This is a genomic window from Segetibacter aerophilus, from assembly GCF_007991655.1.
GTDB classification, from domain to species: domain Bacteria; phylum Bacteroidota; class Bacteroidia; order Chitinophagales; family Chitinophagaceae; genus Segetibacter; species Segetibacter aerophilus.
Window position 1 is genome coordinate 57,071 of sequence record NZ_BJYT01000017.1, and the last position, 17,714, is coordinate 74,784.

Below are 17,714 nucleotides of genomic sequence, written 5' to 3' on the forward strand. Positions count from 1 at the left end.
CAATATCTTATAATAATGCTTGTTCTGGTACGATCAAATTTAGAAATCTAAACAGGTCAGGATGCAAAAAATCAACCTCCAACCCCTAATATTTACGCAATCATAGTTAGAACCTTTTTAGAGCTATTTCTTCTTTTACCTAAGAAGTTTATCAGGAGTAATAGGCAAAGTTCGAATTCGTTTTCCCGTTGCGTGATAAACAGCATTTGCAACCGCCGCTGCAAAACCCACATTAGCAATTTCACCTAAACCCTTACTACCAATTGGATTTATGAAAGGGTCTGGTTTATCAATAAACAGTGCTTTTATATCCGGTACATCGGCGCTAACAGGTACGTGGTAATCGGCAAGGTTGTTATTGACATAACGTCCGAAGCGATGATCCATTACAGCATCTTCCATAAGCGCCATTCCGATACCACTGACTACACCTCCCATAAGTTGACTTGCGGCAGTCTTTTCGTTGATGATCTTTCCGGCATCAGCTACTGTAACTACTTTTTTTATGCGAACAACTCCCGTTAACCGATGCACTTGTACCTGAACAAAGTGAACAGCAAAGGAGTAAATAGAATACTTATTTCTTTCGTCTCCTGCCTGTGAGTCTTTCGTTACTTCCAGCTGCGAACTACCCGTCTGCTTTACAACATCTGCATAAGCAACTTTTTTTGAAGCATCTGTTTTTAGGGTGATGTATCCTTTCTCAAAATGAAGGTTTTCCGGCTTTGCACCTTGTAGCAGTGAACCTTGAATTGTTACCAGTTCGGCCATCTTTTGTTGCAATGCAACACATACATCATGCACTGCCGAACCTAAAGTAGAGGTAGTTGTGGAGCCGCCCTGTGTAGGTCCCGGCGGAAGCGAAGAGTCTCCCAATTCAAATGTTATCTTACCGGGCGATAGCCCAAACACGTTACTGGCAATGCTAGTCATAGTAGTTGCAGTTCCAGGCCCGCTGTCGCTTACTGCACTTTGCAACACCAGTGACCCATCAGCTAGTAAGGTAGCCTTAACCGTTGCCCTACCTCTGTTGGCATTAAAGTTACCGGCTCCCATTCCATATCCTAATTGCCATTCACCTTCCTGCATAGAGTTTGGCTTCGGATTTCGCTTGTTCCATCCAATTGCTTCCGCCCCTTTTTGGTAGCATTCTTTTAGATATTTGCTCGACCAGGGAAGATTACGCACCGGATCAACATCTGCATGATTTCTTATCCTTAATTCAAGCGGGTCGAGGTTTACTGCATACGATAGCTCATCGATGGCACATTCTAAAGCATAAGCGCCTGTAGCTTCTCCCGGGCCTCGCATCCACGTAGGAGTACTTTTATCGAGAGCCACAATCTTATACCTCGTATTTACATTTGGGCATGCATACATGACCTTCGAAATATCTACGGTTCGGTCTGTAAATTCTTCATAAGTAGAAGTTTCAGAAATAGCTTCATGGGTAAGGCCGGTAAGCACTCCATCACGGGTAGCGCCTAAACTTATTTTTTGCCACGAATAGGGCCGGTAACCGACCATAGTAAACATTTGCGGGCGGGTTAATACGAGCTTAACAGGCTTATTTATTTTTTTCGCAGCCAACACTGCCGCTATCACATGTGGCCATGTACGCAAACCTGAACCAAAACCCCCGCCCACAAAATCGGTGTTTACCTGTACGTTTTGCTCCTTTAGCTTAAACGCATCCATAATGCTTCTTTGTGTAGATTTAACACCCTGCGTTTTATCAAACACGGTCACTTTATCCTCTCCATCCCAAAAAGCGGTCGTTGCATGAAGCTCCATTGGGTTGTGCACTTCTACAGGAATAATATATTCGGCTTCTATCTTAATGACTGAATTCTTATAAGCATCGGCTTCACCTCTTATATAGTCCGCATAACGCGGGCCTTTTGGTACAACTGCTTTGTCTTTATTGCCTTCTATATCCGTACGTTGATCGTCCTTATTGTACTCGGTTTCGACTAAAGTAGCAGCGTAGATGGCTCGCTCGTAAGTATCTGCAATAACAATCGCAATGGGCTGACCTGCAAAATAAATTTGTGTATTCTGGAAAACCCTAAATGGTTCGCCCCCGGTAGGAGGTTTGGCAGGATTGCCACCAGTTTCATATCCTGGTATTGCAGGGGCGTTGCCATGATAAATTATAGCAAGAACACCCGGAGCACTTTGAGCTTTTTTTGTATCAATTTTTTTGATATGGCCTTTTGCGATGGTGCTTTCAACCAATACCGCATATGTTAATCCTGGTAGAATGTCGTCGACTGAATACTTTGCTGCACCCGTTACTTTTTGCCTGCCATCAACCCGATCAAGCGCCTCATCTGGCTGACCTCCTAAATATTGGTGTGTTGCCATAAAATGTCTATTTACCTATACCGCAGCAATGATTTTATCGAAGTTAATTGTTTGACGCAAGAGGATTGACAAAAGTAATCCGTTGGTCTGATAGGTCAGAAAACTCTTTCTTTCTCACTGCACAGAACCTAATCCCTTTCGAAACGTTTAAATGAAAATTAACCTAGGGTTTTTATTATGCAATTAAAATAAACAATGAGCACTTTAATATTAGTAGCAGGAGCAACTGGAGATTTAGGTGGACGAATAGTAAGGGAATTAGTAAACCGAGGCGCTGAAGTTAGAGCCATTGTTCGTTCGACTGCTGCGGTTGAAAAAATAAGACTATTGGAAGCACAAGGTGTAAAGATTTGCAAAGTAAATAATTGGAATTTGGAGGAACTAAAAAAAGCTTGTGACGGAGCGTCTTGCGTTGTTTCTGTATTAGCCGGTTTGAGTGACGTAATCATAGATGCCCAAAAGGTATTATTAGACGCAGCAATTGCCGCAGGTGTGCCGCGTTTCATCCCCTCTGACTATTCATTAGACTTCACTAAATTCTCACATGGTGAAAACCGAAACTTGGATTTAAGGCGTCAATTTCATCAGTATCTTAATAATACTTCTATAGCCTCCACGTCCATTTTTAATGCTGCATTTGCAGATTTGCTTATAGGTCCAATGCCTGTAATTTTCTTTAAACGAAAGTTAGTTTTGTATTGGGGGAATGCGGACCGTCGCTGGGATTTCACTACCATAGACAACACTGCTGCTTATACAGCTAACGTAGCACTTGATACATCAACTCCAAGGTATCTTAGAATAGCAGGCGATCAAATTAGTCCTAGAGAGATAAGAGCAGTTGTAAATGAGTTGACGGGCCAGAAGTTCTCGCTTCTACATACAGGCGGGCCAAATTTGCTTCGAATGATTATTAAAATAGCAAAAACACTTTCACCATCAAAAAATGATCTTTATCCTGCCTGGCAGGGAATGCAGTATATGCATAACATGATTGACAAACGTTCTAAAATTGAAAAACTGGATAACAACCGATACCCAGATATAAGATGGACAAGCATAAAGAAGCTTCTAAGTGAACATCTGCACTACATCAAAAGTGTTTAAAACAGTTTATATGATCAACCCTTGTTGCAACACGCGCGACTTAGTCCTTACGTAATCTTGCGTTAGTTGTAGTAACTGTGTTATTTATCTCTGCACTTTTTTCGTTTGCCATCATTTACAATTCTACCTAAATTAGGATGAACCATCTACATAGGAACTTACATTAGTTAAGAGAAACTTGCTTAAAAAAAACGTGGTCCTTGTCCTTAATGTTCTCAGTATAAGCTATCACAATTTTATTTGCATTAATTGGGTAAATAACCGGAAAAGATGAATTGCTTGTTTGGGAAGTGATATAGCTTTTTGTTGTTGTCTTGCCGTTTGCATCTCTTTGTTCAATGCCTATTCTGCTGCTAAACTTATTTCCATTTGGAAAACTTTCATTCCATACAATCAAAATATTATCGTTTGGAAGTGATGCAATCTGACAATGTTTTGCCGCTTTACCACTTACACTATCCCTGCTGGTAAATGTCTTCCCATTATCCTTTGAATTGTTATAATAGATGCCTGAGCCCGCTCCACCGGTGAACCATGTGAAGTGTATTCCCAATTCATTTTCTGCCATTGCAGGACCAGTATGAGGGCAGCCACTTATTACCCAATTGTCCTGACTTATTCTTTTTGGTGCGGTGAAAGTTCTGCCGTCATCCATTGAAACAATATGCACCATGTCACGAATGCTGTCGTTGATAATTGCCCTGTACAAAACATGAATGTCTTTATTTTTATCAACAAACAAATCTGTTCTGCAACACTGGCAACAAGGTCCACTTATTAACCGCTCATTCTGAAAGCCATTCTTACCATTTGTGATAGCATAATATAATCCGGAACCTTCCCCTTTCCAATGCTTCCGGTTATCTAACCAGGTAATGCCTGCTTCACCATTTGGCAACAATGCCATATCAAAATACCGCTGGTCAAAACTTGCTGTATCTACTGTTAAACTCTTTGGTTTTGTCCATGTTCTACCACCATCAAACGACTGGCTATAATAGACCAAACCCGAGTATTGATTTATAGGATTGGGGTTGGCTGCACCCCAGGTAGCAATGATTTCACCTGAAGGCTTGACAATCACTTTTGGCATATTTTCTCCCTGCGGATGAACATTTGTACTCCCTGGTATTTCTACGGCCTTACCAAATGTCTTTCCCTCATCTTGAGATATGGCATAACAGAAAACAGAAGTCACGGGATTTACTTTTTTTATCCAGCTTAATACCACCCTGTCTTTACTGTCTTTAGTTAAGTAGGGGCACGACCCTGCTGCTGTGTCTATAATTGTTTCATTAGATGCCATGATAGTTGCTTTTTTGTCTTCCGTTTTACAGGAATATGTAAAGATTGTTGCAACTAATAATAATAATAGTGATGCTTTTTGCATGTGGTTGTTTTAAAAAAGGTCGGTAGTTAAACCGCCTCCTTACATCTATTATTGATTTCTAAAATTATAAGCAATGCCTACATTAATGGTTCTTAATTGCCCGGGGCGGTAAGAAGTACCGAAGGCACTTTTCTCTACCACTGTAGCAAAAACCTTATCGGTAAGATTTATGCAGTTTGTCCAAAATTCAAAACCTTTGATGCTGTAACCCGCTCTCGCATTGAAAGCAGTAAAGCCGTTGTAGGTAGCTGTATTTTGTGGGTTGGTAAAGTATTTATTCATTCCCTGCATCTCGATAGCGAGTCTAAAGCCTTCAAAATAATGTGGCTTATAAGTGATTTCTCCATTATAAATGAAAGGCGGAGCTTGAGCCATCTTATTTCCCGAATAATTTTTGCCTTGTTCTATGTAATCAAGATACTTGTGTCTTGCATAAGAGCCTGCAAGCCGAATATTAAGGTCTTCTGCAGGAGCATACTTAACGATTGCTTCAACACCTGTATGGCTTGTTCTTCCTGCATTTTGATTTTGATAAGAACCATCAGCAAGCCTCGTACTTACAATCTCATTTTCTCCATCTAAATTGTATAATGACAGTTCTGCATAGCCTTTATTTGCTGCAAAAGAAACCCATCCACCCACTTCGTAGTTATTGTATGAGGATGCTTTTAACACAGGCACTTTTACACCTGTGTACAGGTCTGTAATGTTTGGTGGGGCAAAGCCGACACTGTAATTAATGTATGCTCCTTTGTTCTTGCCAAAGTCATAAGTAATTCCCAACTTAGGTGTAAAATGGTCAAAATGGTCTGTAGCATCAGGAGCCCCTGTAAATGCACTTGGTGGTAGATGGTTGTCGAACTTATAATCTAACCGGTCGTAACGTGCAGCCGCAACTAACTTCAGTTTGTCAGTTGGCTTGTATTCAAACTGCGTGTAGACGGCAGTATTAAGCAGGTTAACATGGTAGTTTGTCAAAAGGCTGTCTTTAACTGTGTAGTTGTAATAAACTCTGTTTGCATCTCTGTCAATATCTATAAACTCTGCTTTATAAGTAGCAGGACTGAAATCAATACTAACCCCTGAAATAAACTTTGCATTTATTGACTTCAGTTTAGTTGTATGTTGTAATACTGAACCATAGCTTTTAAAACCGTCTTCGTTAATCTGCCCTTTAGCTTTTAATGAATTTGTTGCAATATTGCTAATTGAGTAAAAAGGATTTTGACCAATGGTTGTATTGCGATAGAAAACGGTAAGACTTGTTTTGTTGTTATCGCTCCAGTCTTTAGTTAATGTGCTTCTTAATCTGAATGCATCCACTTTACGATAGGTAAACCTGTAAAAACTAACGTAGTCTTTGTTGTAAAAGTGGGAACTGTCTAAGCCGCCTTTCTGGTCTGTTTTGTAAGCAATGTAGTCAGCAACTGTAGAGAGTTTGGCTTTATCGGTAAAGCTGTAATCTGCACGTCCCGTTAAAGCTGTTTTTTTAAAGTCGTTGTGCTCCTGGTCAGGCTGGTTTTGATTAGCATAATACCCACCTATAAACATACCGACCTTGTTGTAAGTGTTACTTGCACTAAAATCTGTACGCTTGTAACCTCGGCTGCCTATCTCCGCCTGAACTTTTCCTGTTAGAAATGGTGAAGGTGATTGAGTAATAAAATTAATTGCTCCTCCCACCGCTTCGCTGCCGTACAACGACGATGCAGGGCCTTTTATCACTTCTATTCTTTCCATTGATGCCTGGTTAATTTCTATGAGTGCATTGTGATTAAAATCGCCGGTTGTTCTTATTGGAATACCGTCTTCTAAATAAAGAAACAGGTTTTTGGTGCCCAAAGGTTGCCGGACAGACATTTCATGTTGCTCATTACCTAAATCGACCATGTATACACCAGGCACTTTGTTAATTAGCATATCAAGCCTTGTAGCTTTGGTGTCGTTTATTGTTGCTTTTGATATAATGTTGATAGCTACGGGCACTTCTGTCCGCTTCTGTATTTCCCTACTTCCTGAAACTACTACCTCGTTAAGGTTGGCAAATGAAGGTGATAATAAAATAAACAGTTCAGAAGTATTTGCGATCAACCTTTTCGAAGTATAGCCTACTGATGTAACTGTAAGACTGTCCGCGTTAAAGGCCTTATTTAATGTAAAGTTTCCGTTCTTGTCGGTGGTAGTATTTGATTGGTTATTTAAAGTTGCTACAGTAACGCCTTGGATTGGTTGATTTGTTGTTGCATCAATTACTTTTCCTCTTATGGCTACCTGCGAATACAGGGAGTTAATTGCCATAAACAGCATTGCTGCTAAGCACAATGGCTTATTCATATTTTAGAATTTAAAGCATAATAAAGTTGTCTTCCGTAGAATACGAAGACGATATTGTATGTTGAAGAAAATGCTTTAAACAGTAGGTGGGTGGAAGACAGAACAAAGGAATACAGCTTTTATTGTATCATCCTTATCACAATAATTAACTGCGTTACAGAAATTAGTAGGAGTAAAGGTTAATTGTTCTGGAAGAAAAAAAGCCTGCACTTCAAACTTTTCCCTTTTATGTGAAGGTAGTTGTTGCTCTTGTTGTCCCTGTTCTTTTAACTGCTTCGCAAGGTAACATTTACCATTACAATGCATCTTTGGCTTCTCTTTATTTATACAAAGAACCTTAGTGATATAGCTTTTATTGAGGAAATAATCAGCTCGTATTACAAATGAGCTAAAAGTTTGTAAAAGCACAATTAGTAATAGAAATATGGTCGCAAAAGGTTTCAATCGAAGCGTCTCATATTTAAGTTATTGGACAAAGATTTTTTTGTGTCATAATCACTATCTGTTAAAGTGGACAGTACGCCTTTTGCCTTCGTCAGGATCTGTAATGTCAATATGAGTACTGGTTGCAATTACTACTTGCCATATTCCGTTAGTTTTTAAAAGGCTGGTGTCGGAAGAAAGTACATTCAATTTGAACGTGTGCAAATTTTCATTTTTTACTTCATTCCAGGTTCCATCGAAATTCGTCCCGTTTTTGTTGAGAACAAATTTACCATCTCTACTAAAAGTACTAACACAACTGCCTACATCAACTTGACCTCCATTTTCTGTATAAGTCATTATCCAATTGCCGCTTGTTATTATACTGGTTACAGGTAGCGCCTCCGTTTCCTTTGCTACCTCGCTTTTGTCACAACCTGCTAGTAGGGCAAAAATTAACACGAAAATTATTCCCTGTTTCAAGCTCTATTTTTCCGATAAAGGTATGAAGGTTATTAAGACCTTATTTCCAAACATTTAATATTGTTCTTTCTAAACCTACCTGAATAGTTCTTTGACCGACTCTAAGCATATTGCTTTCTAATTGGAAGCGAGCCCCTATATTTAACTTGGTTTTACTATTAAATATCAATTGTAAAGCAGGAGCAAGGTCAATAAGATAACGGTCGTTGTCCAGGCATTTATCTCCCAACAATTCAAGGTATAAGTTTAGATTTATTTGTTTATAGTTCGTGTACTCCTTTGGTAGTAAGAGGTATCCCGCGGACAAAGAATAGCTTACCATTTGGGTAGAGTGATTTAGTACGTCATGATGTGTAGCTGCATCTTCAACAAAGATCTTTGTATAAGAAGTTGTAGCAGATAAAGCAAACTTATTAAAGAGCTGCGTAGCTATTAAACCAGCCTTTATACCATCATTATCGCCTTCCAAAGTCATTTCTTCATAGAGGTATGAATGATTTGAAAATCCTCCTTCAGCAAATGCAGCCATTCTAAAATGTTTATGTACGTCATCCACGGATAAGAAGCGGTATTTTCCATAAATTTTTGCTCCGTCAAATTGAAGCCGGTCGAGCCGGTAGTAATTAGAGAAGGACGCACTTGCATCTATCATTAGCTTCTTATCAACGCCAACAATTACTTTAGGAACATACCGGTTACTGTAGTAAGTATTATCCTTATTATCAGGGAGTTTGGCAGTAACATTCAAAGCAACTGATTTAGCCGACCGGCTACTTGCCGATTCCGCGAAAACAAACAGTTCCTGTGCTGCAACACCGTAGGCAATAAGTAATGTTGTAATGATAAGTAAAATCCTCATATATAAAGCTGGTAGTAGGATGTTCTAAAAAATAGCGGGCCTTGCATTGGTAGGCAAAGAAGTTGAAGTCCTTGCTTTGTTATATTACTTTACACACAACGTCTATTTTAAATCCCCCCTTGCTTTTAACGTAAGAAGCAGCCTTTTGCTATTTTCGATAAAAGACAAAATGGTGTATTTAACATTGATAGTAAAAATATTAAAAATAAGTAATACGATAGTAACACAAAAAAGGTTGGTTACTAAAAATAACTAGGTGGATCTAAAATTCACCAAAATGCCTGTTATTTATAAATCCAGTATCTGTTAGAGAATAAAGAAAAGCTTTTAGCTGCCCGATTTCATAATTTGATAGAGAAATTCCGTTTCTAACAATTGGGTCTGCAGCCGGGTCTTTTATGCCACTGCGATAGTGCTCTAGGACATTGTCAAGAAAGAAAAATCTTCCATCGTGACCATAAGGAAAAGTTTTTTGTGTATTCCTCAGCGAGGGCACCTTAAATTTTGATATATCTGCAGAATTTGAGGTCACCATAAATCTGCCAAAATCATTTGCAAAAGGGTCGACAGGTATTCCTGTGTTCCGAAAACTATTGTCGGTGAACAGAGGTTCGGTATGGCAACTTGCGCATTTTACTTTAAAAATATCATAACCGGTCTGTTCAGGCAGAGTGAAAGTAGCTTCTCCACGCATTACTTTATCGTATCGGCTATTGCTGCTCACCATTGTTAACACAAACTGCGTCAAAGCAGCAGTCATACGATCAGCATTAATTGTTTCATCTCCGAAAGCAGCTTTAAAATATGTAGGGTAGCTATTATCAAGCCTTAACCTGTTCAATACATTCTCAACAGTATCACCCATTTCTATGACGCTATTTATGTGCTTCAAACATTGCTGTTCTATGCTCAGAGCAGCTCCATCCCATCCGAAGAGTTTCTGCCATGCCAAGTTCTGCAGCGGTGGTGCATTTCGTAATGTGTGGGAATAGTTATAACCATGACTAAGGTTGTGGTCATAGGTTCCAAAAGCAGCTATTTGTTGATGGCAACTTGCACACGGAAAGCCGCCGTCCTTACTCAACCTTCCATCATAAAATAATCTTCTGCCCAAATCAACACCTTCTTGCGTAAGGGGATTTTTTTCAAAATTATATACAGGAGCAGGCCAGCCGTAAGGCACTTTAAATTCAAGAGGGGTAGGGCTGCTATTAGACACAGCTGTTTTCTTACATGCCTCGATTACGGAAAGACATAATAACAAGCATAAAATAATAAATATTGTCAAGTGCTTCTTCATAATTAATGCTGAAAATTACATTAGACAAAGACGTCTTTCACTGTTATTTTTAAGTTATTTGAGCACGTAAGACGGTATCAACTGAAAGACCGTCTAAACTCCAACGGCGAAAACTTTGTCTTGGTTTTGAAAAACTTGTTAGATGAATGAGGATGTTCAAAGCCTAAATTGTACGCAATTTCTCAAACTGTTAAGTTGGTAGTAGAAAATTTTTCCTTTGCCTTTTCACTCAGTTTATCTTGTATGTGTTGGGGTGAGTAAGCTGCTCAAATAGCTTGAGGAAACATATAACGGATCAGCAAGATATTGAAATAACCTATAGAGAACGCCCTTGAGGCGAATTATGTTTGTAATTGAAAACTCGCATCATATAGCTTCCCTTCTTGCAGGTATAAATTTATTTTTACATCTTAGTATTACAACTATTGTTTGTATAAATCTCAACCTGCCTATATGTACGATATACTGTATAACCACTTCAACAAATACGTGTCACTGTCTAAAGAGGACTTTGAGGAGTGTAAATTGTTGTTTAAACATAAGAAGTACCGCAAGCACCAGTATATTCTTCAGCAAGGCGAAGTGTCTCGCCACGAAACTTTTATAGTCAAAGGTTGTACGAGGACATATGAAGTTGATGATACCGGTCAGGAACACGTCGTTCAGTTTGGGTTGGAGACGTGGTGGGTGGGCGATTTGCATAGCTTTTTTACCAACAGTCCAACCCGCTATAACATAGATTGTCTTGAAGACACCGAAGTACTTCAAATACCAAGAACTGAAATGGAAAAAATGTACGATAAAGTGCCAAAGCTTGAACGTTTTTTTAGGATACTGATTCAAAAAGCTTATGTCGCTTCCGTTGAAAGGATATATTCCAGTTTAAGTAAGCCTGCTCCTGATCGTTACCAGGAATTTGTAGATAAGTATCCGGACATAGAACAACGGGTTCCAAATCATCAAATAGCATCTTTCTTAGGTATTACGCCTCAAAGCCTAAGCAGGATCAGAAGCCAAAGCGTTTCCAGAAAAAAGGTGGTGAGCCGATAAATAACAGGTTTGGGCTCTTGTAAATTCTTTACTAATTTTTAAAATCAGAACTTAATATGAAAAGGTTTTAAACTTGATTAACAACAGTCGTTTCCGCTTTCACATTATATATTGCTTTAAGAGTGGCTCTTTAAGGAGTTCAGCGTAGTTTATATCTAATAATTCTTCTCCCTCCCTCCCTCGAAGAGATGAAAAAGAACTTCCGTACAAGGTGACACAAGGATGTTGATTGTTGTACTTCGGATTGTTACAAAAATAGTGTTCTCATTAGCAACAGTTATTACTGTTATACACTTCAATGCAATAGAACTAAAGTCTATTGCATTTTTTATTGAATCCTTCTTAATGCACGAGAATAGTTAACATAGGTTAATGTAATTACTTATCTAAAGTGATTGTACCGGGGCATGGTTGAAAGCGAAATTTGTATTGTAAAAATGATTGGCAATGCAACAAGTAATTATATCGGTAGTATATCATACAGGACAAGGACATACAAAACAAATCGCCGAAATTCTTGCAGAAAACCTTCAGTCAGAATTCTCACGGGTTCATTTAATAAACGTTGATGAAGTAAAAGAGCAGTTTGATCTACTTCATGAGTCAGATACTATTGTTTTTGGCTGCCCTACTTACTTTGGTGACATCTCGGCAGGCTTCAAGCAGTTTATGGAATTGACAGGAGGATTTTGGTACAGCCAGGTTTGGAAGGACAAGTTGGCGGCTGCTTTCACTGTATCATCTTCAAGATGCGGTGATAAATTAAATACACTTATTTCTCTTGCCTTATTCGCTGCACAACACAGCATGCAATGGATTAGCCAGGGTATTATGCCTCGCTATTGTAGCAACGAACAAACCGAAGGACAAAACCGACATGGTAGCTATTTAGGATTAATGATACAATCTGACAATGCAAGAGAATTAAACCCTCCGCATCCGGGAGATATACTAACAACAGAGCTCTTCGCAAAACGCATTCTTGATGTCACTTTAAAATTTAAAAACATAAAAATCTACAACTATGAACAGAGTACAAATTGAAAACTCACTACAAGAGTTAAACAACATGGTATTAGCAGGTCACTTATTGGAAGCATTTGATAAGTATTATCACGATGATGTTTCCATGCAGGAAAACAATCTTCCTCCCACTGTGTCAAAGGAAGCAAACAGGCAGCGTGAAATTGAATTCTTAAACAACATAACAGAGTTTAGGGGCGCTGAAGTAAAAGGTATTGGAGTTGGTGATAACATCTCTTTTGCTGTCTGGAATTATGATTACACGCATAAAGAATGGGGTATAAAAAACTACACGCAGGTGGCCATCCAGGAATGGAAAGATGGTAAGATCATCAATGAAAAATTTATTTACAACAACTAAAACTTTAACCAATAAAAATTAAGCAAAATGAAAAAGATAATCTTTAACACAAACAGCAATAACTGGGCAGCAACCCTTGGCCGGTTGGCATTAGGAAGTGTAATGTTTGCACATGGTGCACAAAAACTTTTAGGCTGGTTCGATGGGCCAGGTTTTAAAATGACAATGGGCTTTTTTACAGGCAATATGGAACTCCCGTGGATCATTGGCTTCCTTGTGATTATTATTGAATTCTTTGGATCGCTTTCAATAATTCTCGGCTTTGTAACACGTGTCTCTAGTTTTGCCATTGCCATCTTAACACTTGCCATCGTTCAATCTGTTCATTGGGAAAACGGCTTTTTTATGAACTGGTATGGTACACAAAAAGGTGAAGGGATAGAATATTTTATATTGATGTTTGCGCTTGCTGTTAGTTTAATGATAACTGGTGCAGGCAAGTACTCCATTGATGCTTTTATTATAACAGACAAATCCTCAAAACCTTACTTCCACCGATCGTTTACCGAGGAGGATGCGTTAATCTTTTAAGTCGAGGCTGATTGTTTTCATTCACGTCCTAATGAAACAAAACCAATTAAAAATTTAGATCAACCTGAAAAAACTAATAACAATGTTTAAGAATAACTGGACTGTAGCCATAACTCTATTACAAGATGCTAACCGCCCACGCCCGCTGCTCTTCTTTCGTCGGCCATGCTGAGTCACACGAAAGGAATGACAATTGAGGTATAACTACTTAGAATTTAATTTTTAAAAGTCAGTATTATGAAACTATATAAATTAATTGCAGCACTAGTAGTGCTCAGCTCGTGCACAACGATGAAAGTGTCCGTACCGGAAAAGTTTAGTAGAGAGGCGACCAGGATGCCGGTACGAGGGCTTAATGGTTGGATGATAAACCAGAAGTTAACCTTTGGCAGCTATGAAACATCGCGGGTTAAGAGAGGCTGGGACTTTTCGGGATCGTTTCAATACACAAAGTTTAGAATAAGGCCGGAAGAAGCGTTATTGAAAGTCTTACACATTGATATTGATAACAAGAGCTTGAAGCAACGGAACAACTTTCAGTATACAATCGAAAATGGAGATGCTGCTGCCGAGGTATATGCAACTGAAAAGTTTTCAGAAAAGCAATTAGTATATAAAAGCAACAATCCTTACATAGGAAGTGTAAGCAAAACGAAAAAGTATGAGTACGCTTTCACCGCCGGCATTATCCCACTTACTTCAAAAAACAACGCCCCCTGGTCACTGGTCCTGATTAATACCTACGATATCAACAAGGATACAAATAGAAAAGTATTTGGGCAACCATATGTAGAGGAAGAGGGATATGCCACAAACGGAGAACAATCTATTGCTATCAGGCCTTTGAGAGTTGAGAATGTTTCCACTAAAGATAGTAGAGATGTAAGGGTGTTTGGCGGAAAGCTATTATCAGGCTACGAACTTTTAATAGAAAATGAGCCGATAGCTTTGATTGATATTCTTGAAAACAGCATTTGGCTTCACAACAAGTTAAACGCAGATGATAAATTGATTCTGAGTTCCATTGCTTCTGCAATCCTACTGAAAAGAATACAGGATGTTGAAAAAGAGAGGACCGACTTGTAACAAAAATGCGCGCCGGTTTACACCAAACTAATAAAGGGGATAGGATACTCAAGATACCTTGGAGATAAACTTATCAGCTCCACAGCAACAGAGATAAGACAGTCAACACAGCCGCACTTATATCGGGTCGAACTGCTGCTTTAGACGCCCATTCTTCCGGTTTGGAGGGACTGTAAAACCTTACAGGACTTTCATAATGAATAACAAACTACTAGTGGCCGCCGGCCCGCTGCCTATAATCAATAAAATTCAACTTGTAATGTATACGTACGATACCGTCACCGAAGCAATAGCCGATTTAAACAAGAGAGGCTATATCGATACTTTAAATATAAAGACAGATTGTTTGATATGCGGAGACAGACAAATAACTCTCAATCCGGAACAATTTAATATTAATGAAGTGTATAGGTTTGAAGGTGAAACCGACCCCGGGGATGAAACAATTGTCTATGCGATATCCTCAAGAAATGGAAAAATCAAAGGGACTTTAGTAAACGGTTTTGGAACTTATGCAGATACCATATCAGAAGAACTTGTAAGAAAGTTAAACATCAAACGAGCGTAAGGACGAGGCAAACACCGGTGATACTTCCGAAGTAGCATCCGGCTTACTTTGCCTTCTTAAATAGCTTGTTTTCCCGATTTAATCACCGATATAGCAACTCCACCAACAACTTTTTTTTAAACTTTTCCATAAAAAGAAAAAGCTTACTGAAAGAACTTAAACTAAGGCATCACAAGGGATTTTGTCGACTATTTTTTATTATTATACCTGGTACTAATTCCCAGGAAAATAAATGATCCTCCCAACTTCATAATTTAAAATTACCCTACCTACAAGTAATAATCGATATCGACACGATTAAATATCAAGTAAAGTTGCACGTCAAATTGGCCTACTTTTAATCCTGAATGAACTAAACAAATTGGTAAACAGCATAAATATTCTACTTATTTATAAATCGTGTTCTTATGACTTCTAATATAATAAAACAAGGTAAAACCTACCTTTTGGCCTTCTTACTGCTTTCTACCGTATCGGCAATAGCGCAAGATGGTACGATTTATCCACTTAAAGCCCCTGCTGAGCCGAATGCAATTCCACTTAATACCGGAAGTGTGGATGGCCAAAAAGCCCCTGAGACCTGGTTTCGGCAGTGGGGTGGCCCGATGGCCCGTAACATCTCTAGTGCAACTCTAACCCCCTTCTTGCCGGCACCTGGCAAAGCGAATGGCGCAGCTGTAATAGTGGCACCAGGCGGTGGCTACAGGTGGCTCTCGATCGGTAATGAAGGTTGGGACGTTGCAACAGCACTTGCGGAGAAAGGAATAGCTGCCTTTGTACTAAAGTACCGGCTTTATCCAACTCCGGAATCACTTGAAGACTTCAAGGCATCAATGAGTCAACCTCGCCCAGCTCCAGCTGCTTCTGCTAACACTTCGCCAAGTGCAACCACCACCACCACTCGGCCCTCGCAACCAGATCTGTCTAATCAACTCGAAGACGCCGAAGCAGCTTATGCGCTAATCCTCAAAAGGGCGAAGGAGTGGGGTGTTGATACAAGCAGAATTGGTATGATTGGTTTCTCGGCGGGGGCAGGACTTACAATGCATTCAACACTCCATTCCAATACTATGAAACTAGCTTTTATTGGGCCGATTTACGGCGGTATGGGCCCGGTGGAGGTGCCTAAGAACGCCCCGCCGATGTTTAATGTTATAGCCTCTGATGATTTTCTATTCAGGGGTCAGTTCGGCGTGATAGATTCGTGGTTCAAAGCAGGCAGACCTGTTGAGTTTCACCTCTACCAGAACGGCGGTCATGGTTTTGGGCTTGGCAATCCTGACCGAACCAGTAATCGATGGTTTGATGCCTTCATTCACTGGCTAAACGTTAACAAATTTCTTAAGCCGGAACCCGGAAAGTGATAAGACGAAGGGCACGTACGGAGGAGCCAGCCTTATGAGGTTATAATAAATGAATATTTACCCGGACAAGGAAATAGAGCATATAATGACAGCAACTACTTCGAAAACCAAATCTTTACTATTAAACTGGGAAGCGGTTGCATAATGCGATTATGACGTAAGATATAATTGGAACACGCAATACTTTCGATCTTAGAACTTAATCCGCGAGGGTTAGAAAAATATCAATTTAAAATTAGATTAGCCTTTTATAGAAGCACCACTAAATAAAACGGGAAAACAAAAAGATGAAAAAAAGTCTATACTGCCTAAACAAGCTTTTGCCCAATTTCAAACGAATCATAGTTCTGCTTAGTTTTATTGCATTTATCAATAATGCTCATAGCCAAGTTATCTCAGGCACTGTAGTTACGAAAATTCTAAACTCCATTTATTTAAAAAATACCGGCGGAGAAAATTCGAACAGGAAAATCTCAGTGTATCTGCCGCCTGGTTACGAACAATCGAAAAAACGTTATCCCGTTATTTATTACCTGCATGGATTTAGCGGCACTGATAGCATTGCACCTGTCATGAAAAGCATTCTTGATAGAGGCATTGCAAAAAACAAGATCGGCCAGTACATATTTGTTATTGCAGATAACTATACACTCTTTGGAGGAAGTTTTTACAGCAATTCGACGCTAATCGGCAACTGGAGCGACTTCGAGGCAAAGGAACTTGTTGGTTACGTTGATAAAAACTTCAGAACTATTGCAAACCGCAATGCACGTGGCATTGGTGGTCATTCAATGGGTGGCTATGGCGCCTTAAAAATTGCCATGTTGCATCCCGATGTATTTAGTTGCGTCTATGCCATGAGTCCTGGATTGCTTGCTTTTGTAAAAGAATTTGGTCCTAATAGCGATTCATATAAACAACTCGCTTCCATTAAAACGAAAGAAGAGTTGGACAAAACCTATTATCCGAAAGTAATTGCAGCGTGTGCAAGAGCATGGTCACCCAATCCCAATAAACCACCATTTTACATTGATCTTCCTTTTAATTATATCGGGGACAGCCTTGTTGTAGATACTGCAGTATATGAAAAATGGAGAGCAAATATGCCGGTATACATGTTAAACCAATATGCTTCCAACCTAAAAAAATTAAAAGCCATAAAACTTGATTGGGGTAGAAATGACTCGCCACGCTTTCCGATGCAATGTGGAATGTTCAGCCAGGAATTAGAGAACCATGGAATAGAGCATTATGCCGAAGAGTATATAGGCACGCATGTAAGTAAGATATGGACAACAGATGGACGGGTGCTGAATGAGATGCTTCCCTTTTTTAATGATTATTTGCAGTTTGAATAGCCTGCTTTATAATTGTCCGCCTAGGCCTCACGCACTCGAAAATATCTTTTAAATTGGCTGTGCTAAAGTGTTTTATTCTTCTGAAAGGTTTTTAAAGAATACCGCTGAGC

At 39.3% G+C, this 17,714-nt stretch carries 15 protein-coding genes; 9 read left to right on the forward strand and 6 right to left on the reverse strand.

Features of this window, described 5'->3' with window-relative positions; genetic code table 11:
* Positions 1–135: 135 nt before the first annotated feature.
* Positions 136–2,367 (reverse strand): xanthine dehydrogenase family protein molybdopterin-binding subunit, encoded by a 2,232-nt coding sequence (locus SAE01_RS18605; RefSeq protein ID WP_147205307.1) that lies wholly within the window; start codon positions 2,365–2,367, stop codon positions 136–138.
* A 195-nt stretch (positions 2,368–2,562) separates the two neighbouring features.
* Here SAE01_RS18605 and SAE01_RS18610 point away from each other — a divergent pair, with 195 nt between their 5' ends.
* Positions 2,563–3,474 (forward strand): NmrA family NAD(P)-binding protein, encoded by a 912-nt coding sequence (locus SAE01_RS18610; RefSeq protein ID WP_147205308.1) that lies wholly within the window; start codon positions 2,563–2,565, stop codon positions 3,472–3,474.
* A 163-nt stretch (positions 3,475–3,637) separates the two neighbouring features.
* On the opposite strand, the gene SAE01_RS18615 is transcribed toward SAE01_RS18610, so the two are convergent.
* The 5 genes from SAE01_RS18615 to SAE01_RS18635 form a co-directional block, all read right to left on the reverse strand.
* On the reverse strand, positions 3,638–4,864 hold the full coding sequence (locus SAE01_RS18615; RefSeq protein ID WP_147205309.1) for a sialidase family protein: 1,227 nt from the start codon (positions 4,862–4,864) through the stop codon (positions 3,638–3,640).
* 48 nt (positions 4,865–4,912) lie between these two features.
* Positions 4,913–7,198, reverse strand: coding sequence for a TonB-dependent receptor (locus tag SAE01_RS18620; RefSeq protein WP_246113277.1), 2,286 nt, complete (start codon positions 7,196–7,198; stop codon positions 4,913–4,915).
* A gap of 498 nt (positions 7,199–7,696) precedes the next feature.
* Positions 7,697–8,104, reverse strand: a complete 408-nt coding sequence (locus SAE01_RS18625) for a hypothetical protein (protein WP_147205310.1) — start codon at positions 8,102–8,104, stop codon at positions 7,697–7,699.
* Between the two features lie 40 nt (positions 8,105–8,144).
* Entirely contained in the window at positions 8,145–8,963 is an 819-nt protein-coding gene (locus tag SAE01_RS18630; protein WP_147205311.1) for a hypothetical protein, read from the reverse strand.
* 262 nt (positions 8,964–9,225) lie between these two features.
* Complete coding sequence (locus SAE01_RS18635; RefSeq protein WP_147205312.1) at positions 9,226–10,263, reverse strand: cytochrome-c peroxidase; 1,038 nt, start codon at positions 10,261–10,263, stop codon at positions 9,226–9,228.
* Between the two features lie 453 nt (positions 10,264–10,716).
* Here SAE01_RS18635 and SAE01_RS18640 point away from each other — a divergent pair, with 453 nt between their 5' ends.
* From SAE01_RS18640 to SAE01_RS18675, 8 genes are all read left to right on the forward strand, one after another.
* The gene (locus SAE01_RS18640; protein ID WP_147205313.1) at positions 10,717–11,313 is read left to right on the forward strand and encodes a Crp/Fnr family transcriptional regulator; all 597 of its coding nucleotides are present in this window, start codon (positions 10,717–10,719) and stop codon (positions 11,311–11,313) included.
* 447 nt (positions 11,314–11,760) lie between these two features.
* Complete coding sequence (locus SAE01_RS18645) at positions 11,761–12,357, forward strand: flavodoxin family protein (protein ID WP_147205314.1); 597 nt, start codon at positions 11,761–11,763, stop codon at positions 12,355–12,357.
* Positions 12,338–12,697, forward strand: coding sequence for a nuclear transport factor 2 family protein (locus SAE01_RS18650; protein ID WP_147205315.1), 360 nt, complete (start codon positions 12,338–12,340; stop codon positions 12,695–12,697). The genes SAE01_RS18645 and SAE01_RS18650 overlap by 20 nt, the downstream gene beginning before the upstream one ends.
* Positions 12,698–12,724: 27 nt before the next feature.
* Positions 12,725–13,228 (forward strand): DoxX family protein, encoded by a 504-nt coding sequence (locus SAE01_RS18655; protein ID WP_147205316.1) that lies wholly within the window; start codon positions 12,725–12,727, stop codon positions 13,226–13,228.
* A 237-nt stretch (positions 13,229–13,465) separates the two neighbouring features.
* Positions 13,466–14,314 (forward strand): hypothetical protein, encoded by an 849-nt coding sequence (locus SAE01_RS18660; RefSeq protein WP_147205317.1) that lies wholly within the window; start codon positions 13,466–13,468, stop codon positions 14,312–14,314.
* 196 nt (positions 14,315–14,510) lie between these two features.
* A complete protein-coding gene (locus SAE01_RS18665; protein ID WP_218029195.1) occupies positions 14,511–14,882 on the forward strand; it encodes a phosphoribosylpyrophosphate synthetase in 372 nt (123 codons plus the stop codon).
* A gap of 407 nt (positions 14,883–15,289) precedes the next feature.
* Positions 15,290–16,246 (forward strand): alpha/beta hydrolase, encoded by a 957-nt coding sequence (locus SAE01_RS18670; RefSeq protein WP_147205318.1) that lies wholly within the window; start codon positions 15,290–15,292, stop codon positions 16,244–16,246.
* 287 nt (positions 16,247–16,533) lie between these two features.
* Positions 16,534–17,604 (forward strand): alpha/beta hydrolase, encoded by a 1,071-nt coding sequence (locus SAE01_RS18675; protein WP_147205319.1) that lies wholly within the window; start codon positions 16,534–16,536, stop codon positions 17,602–17,604.
* Positions 17,605–17,714: the final 110 nt, after the last annotated feature.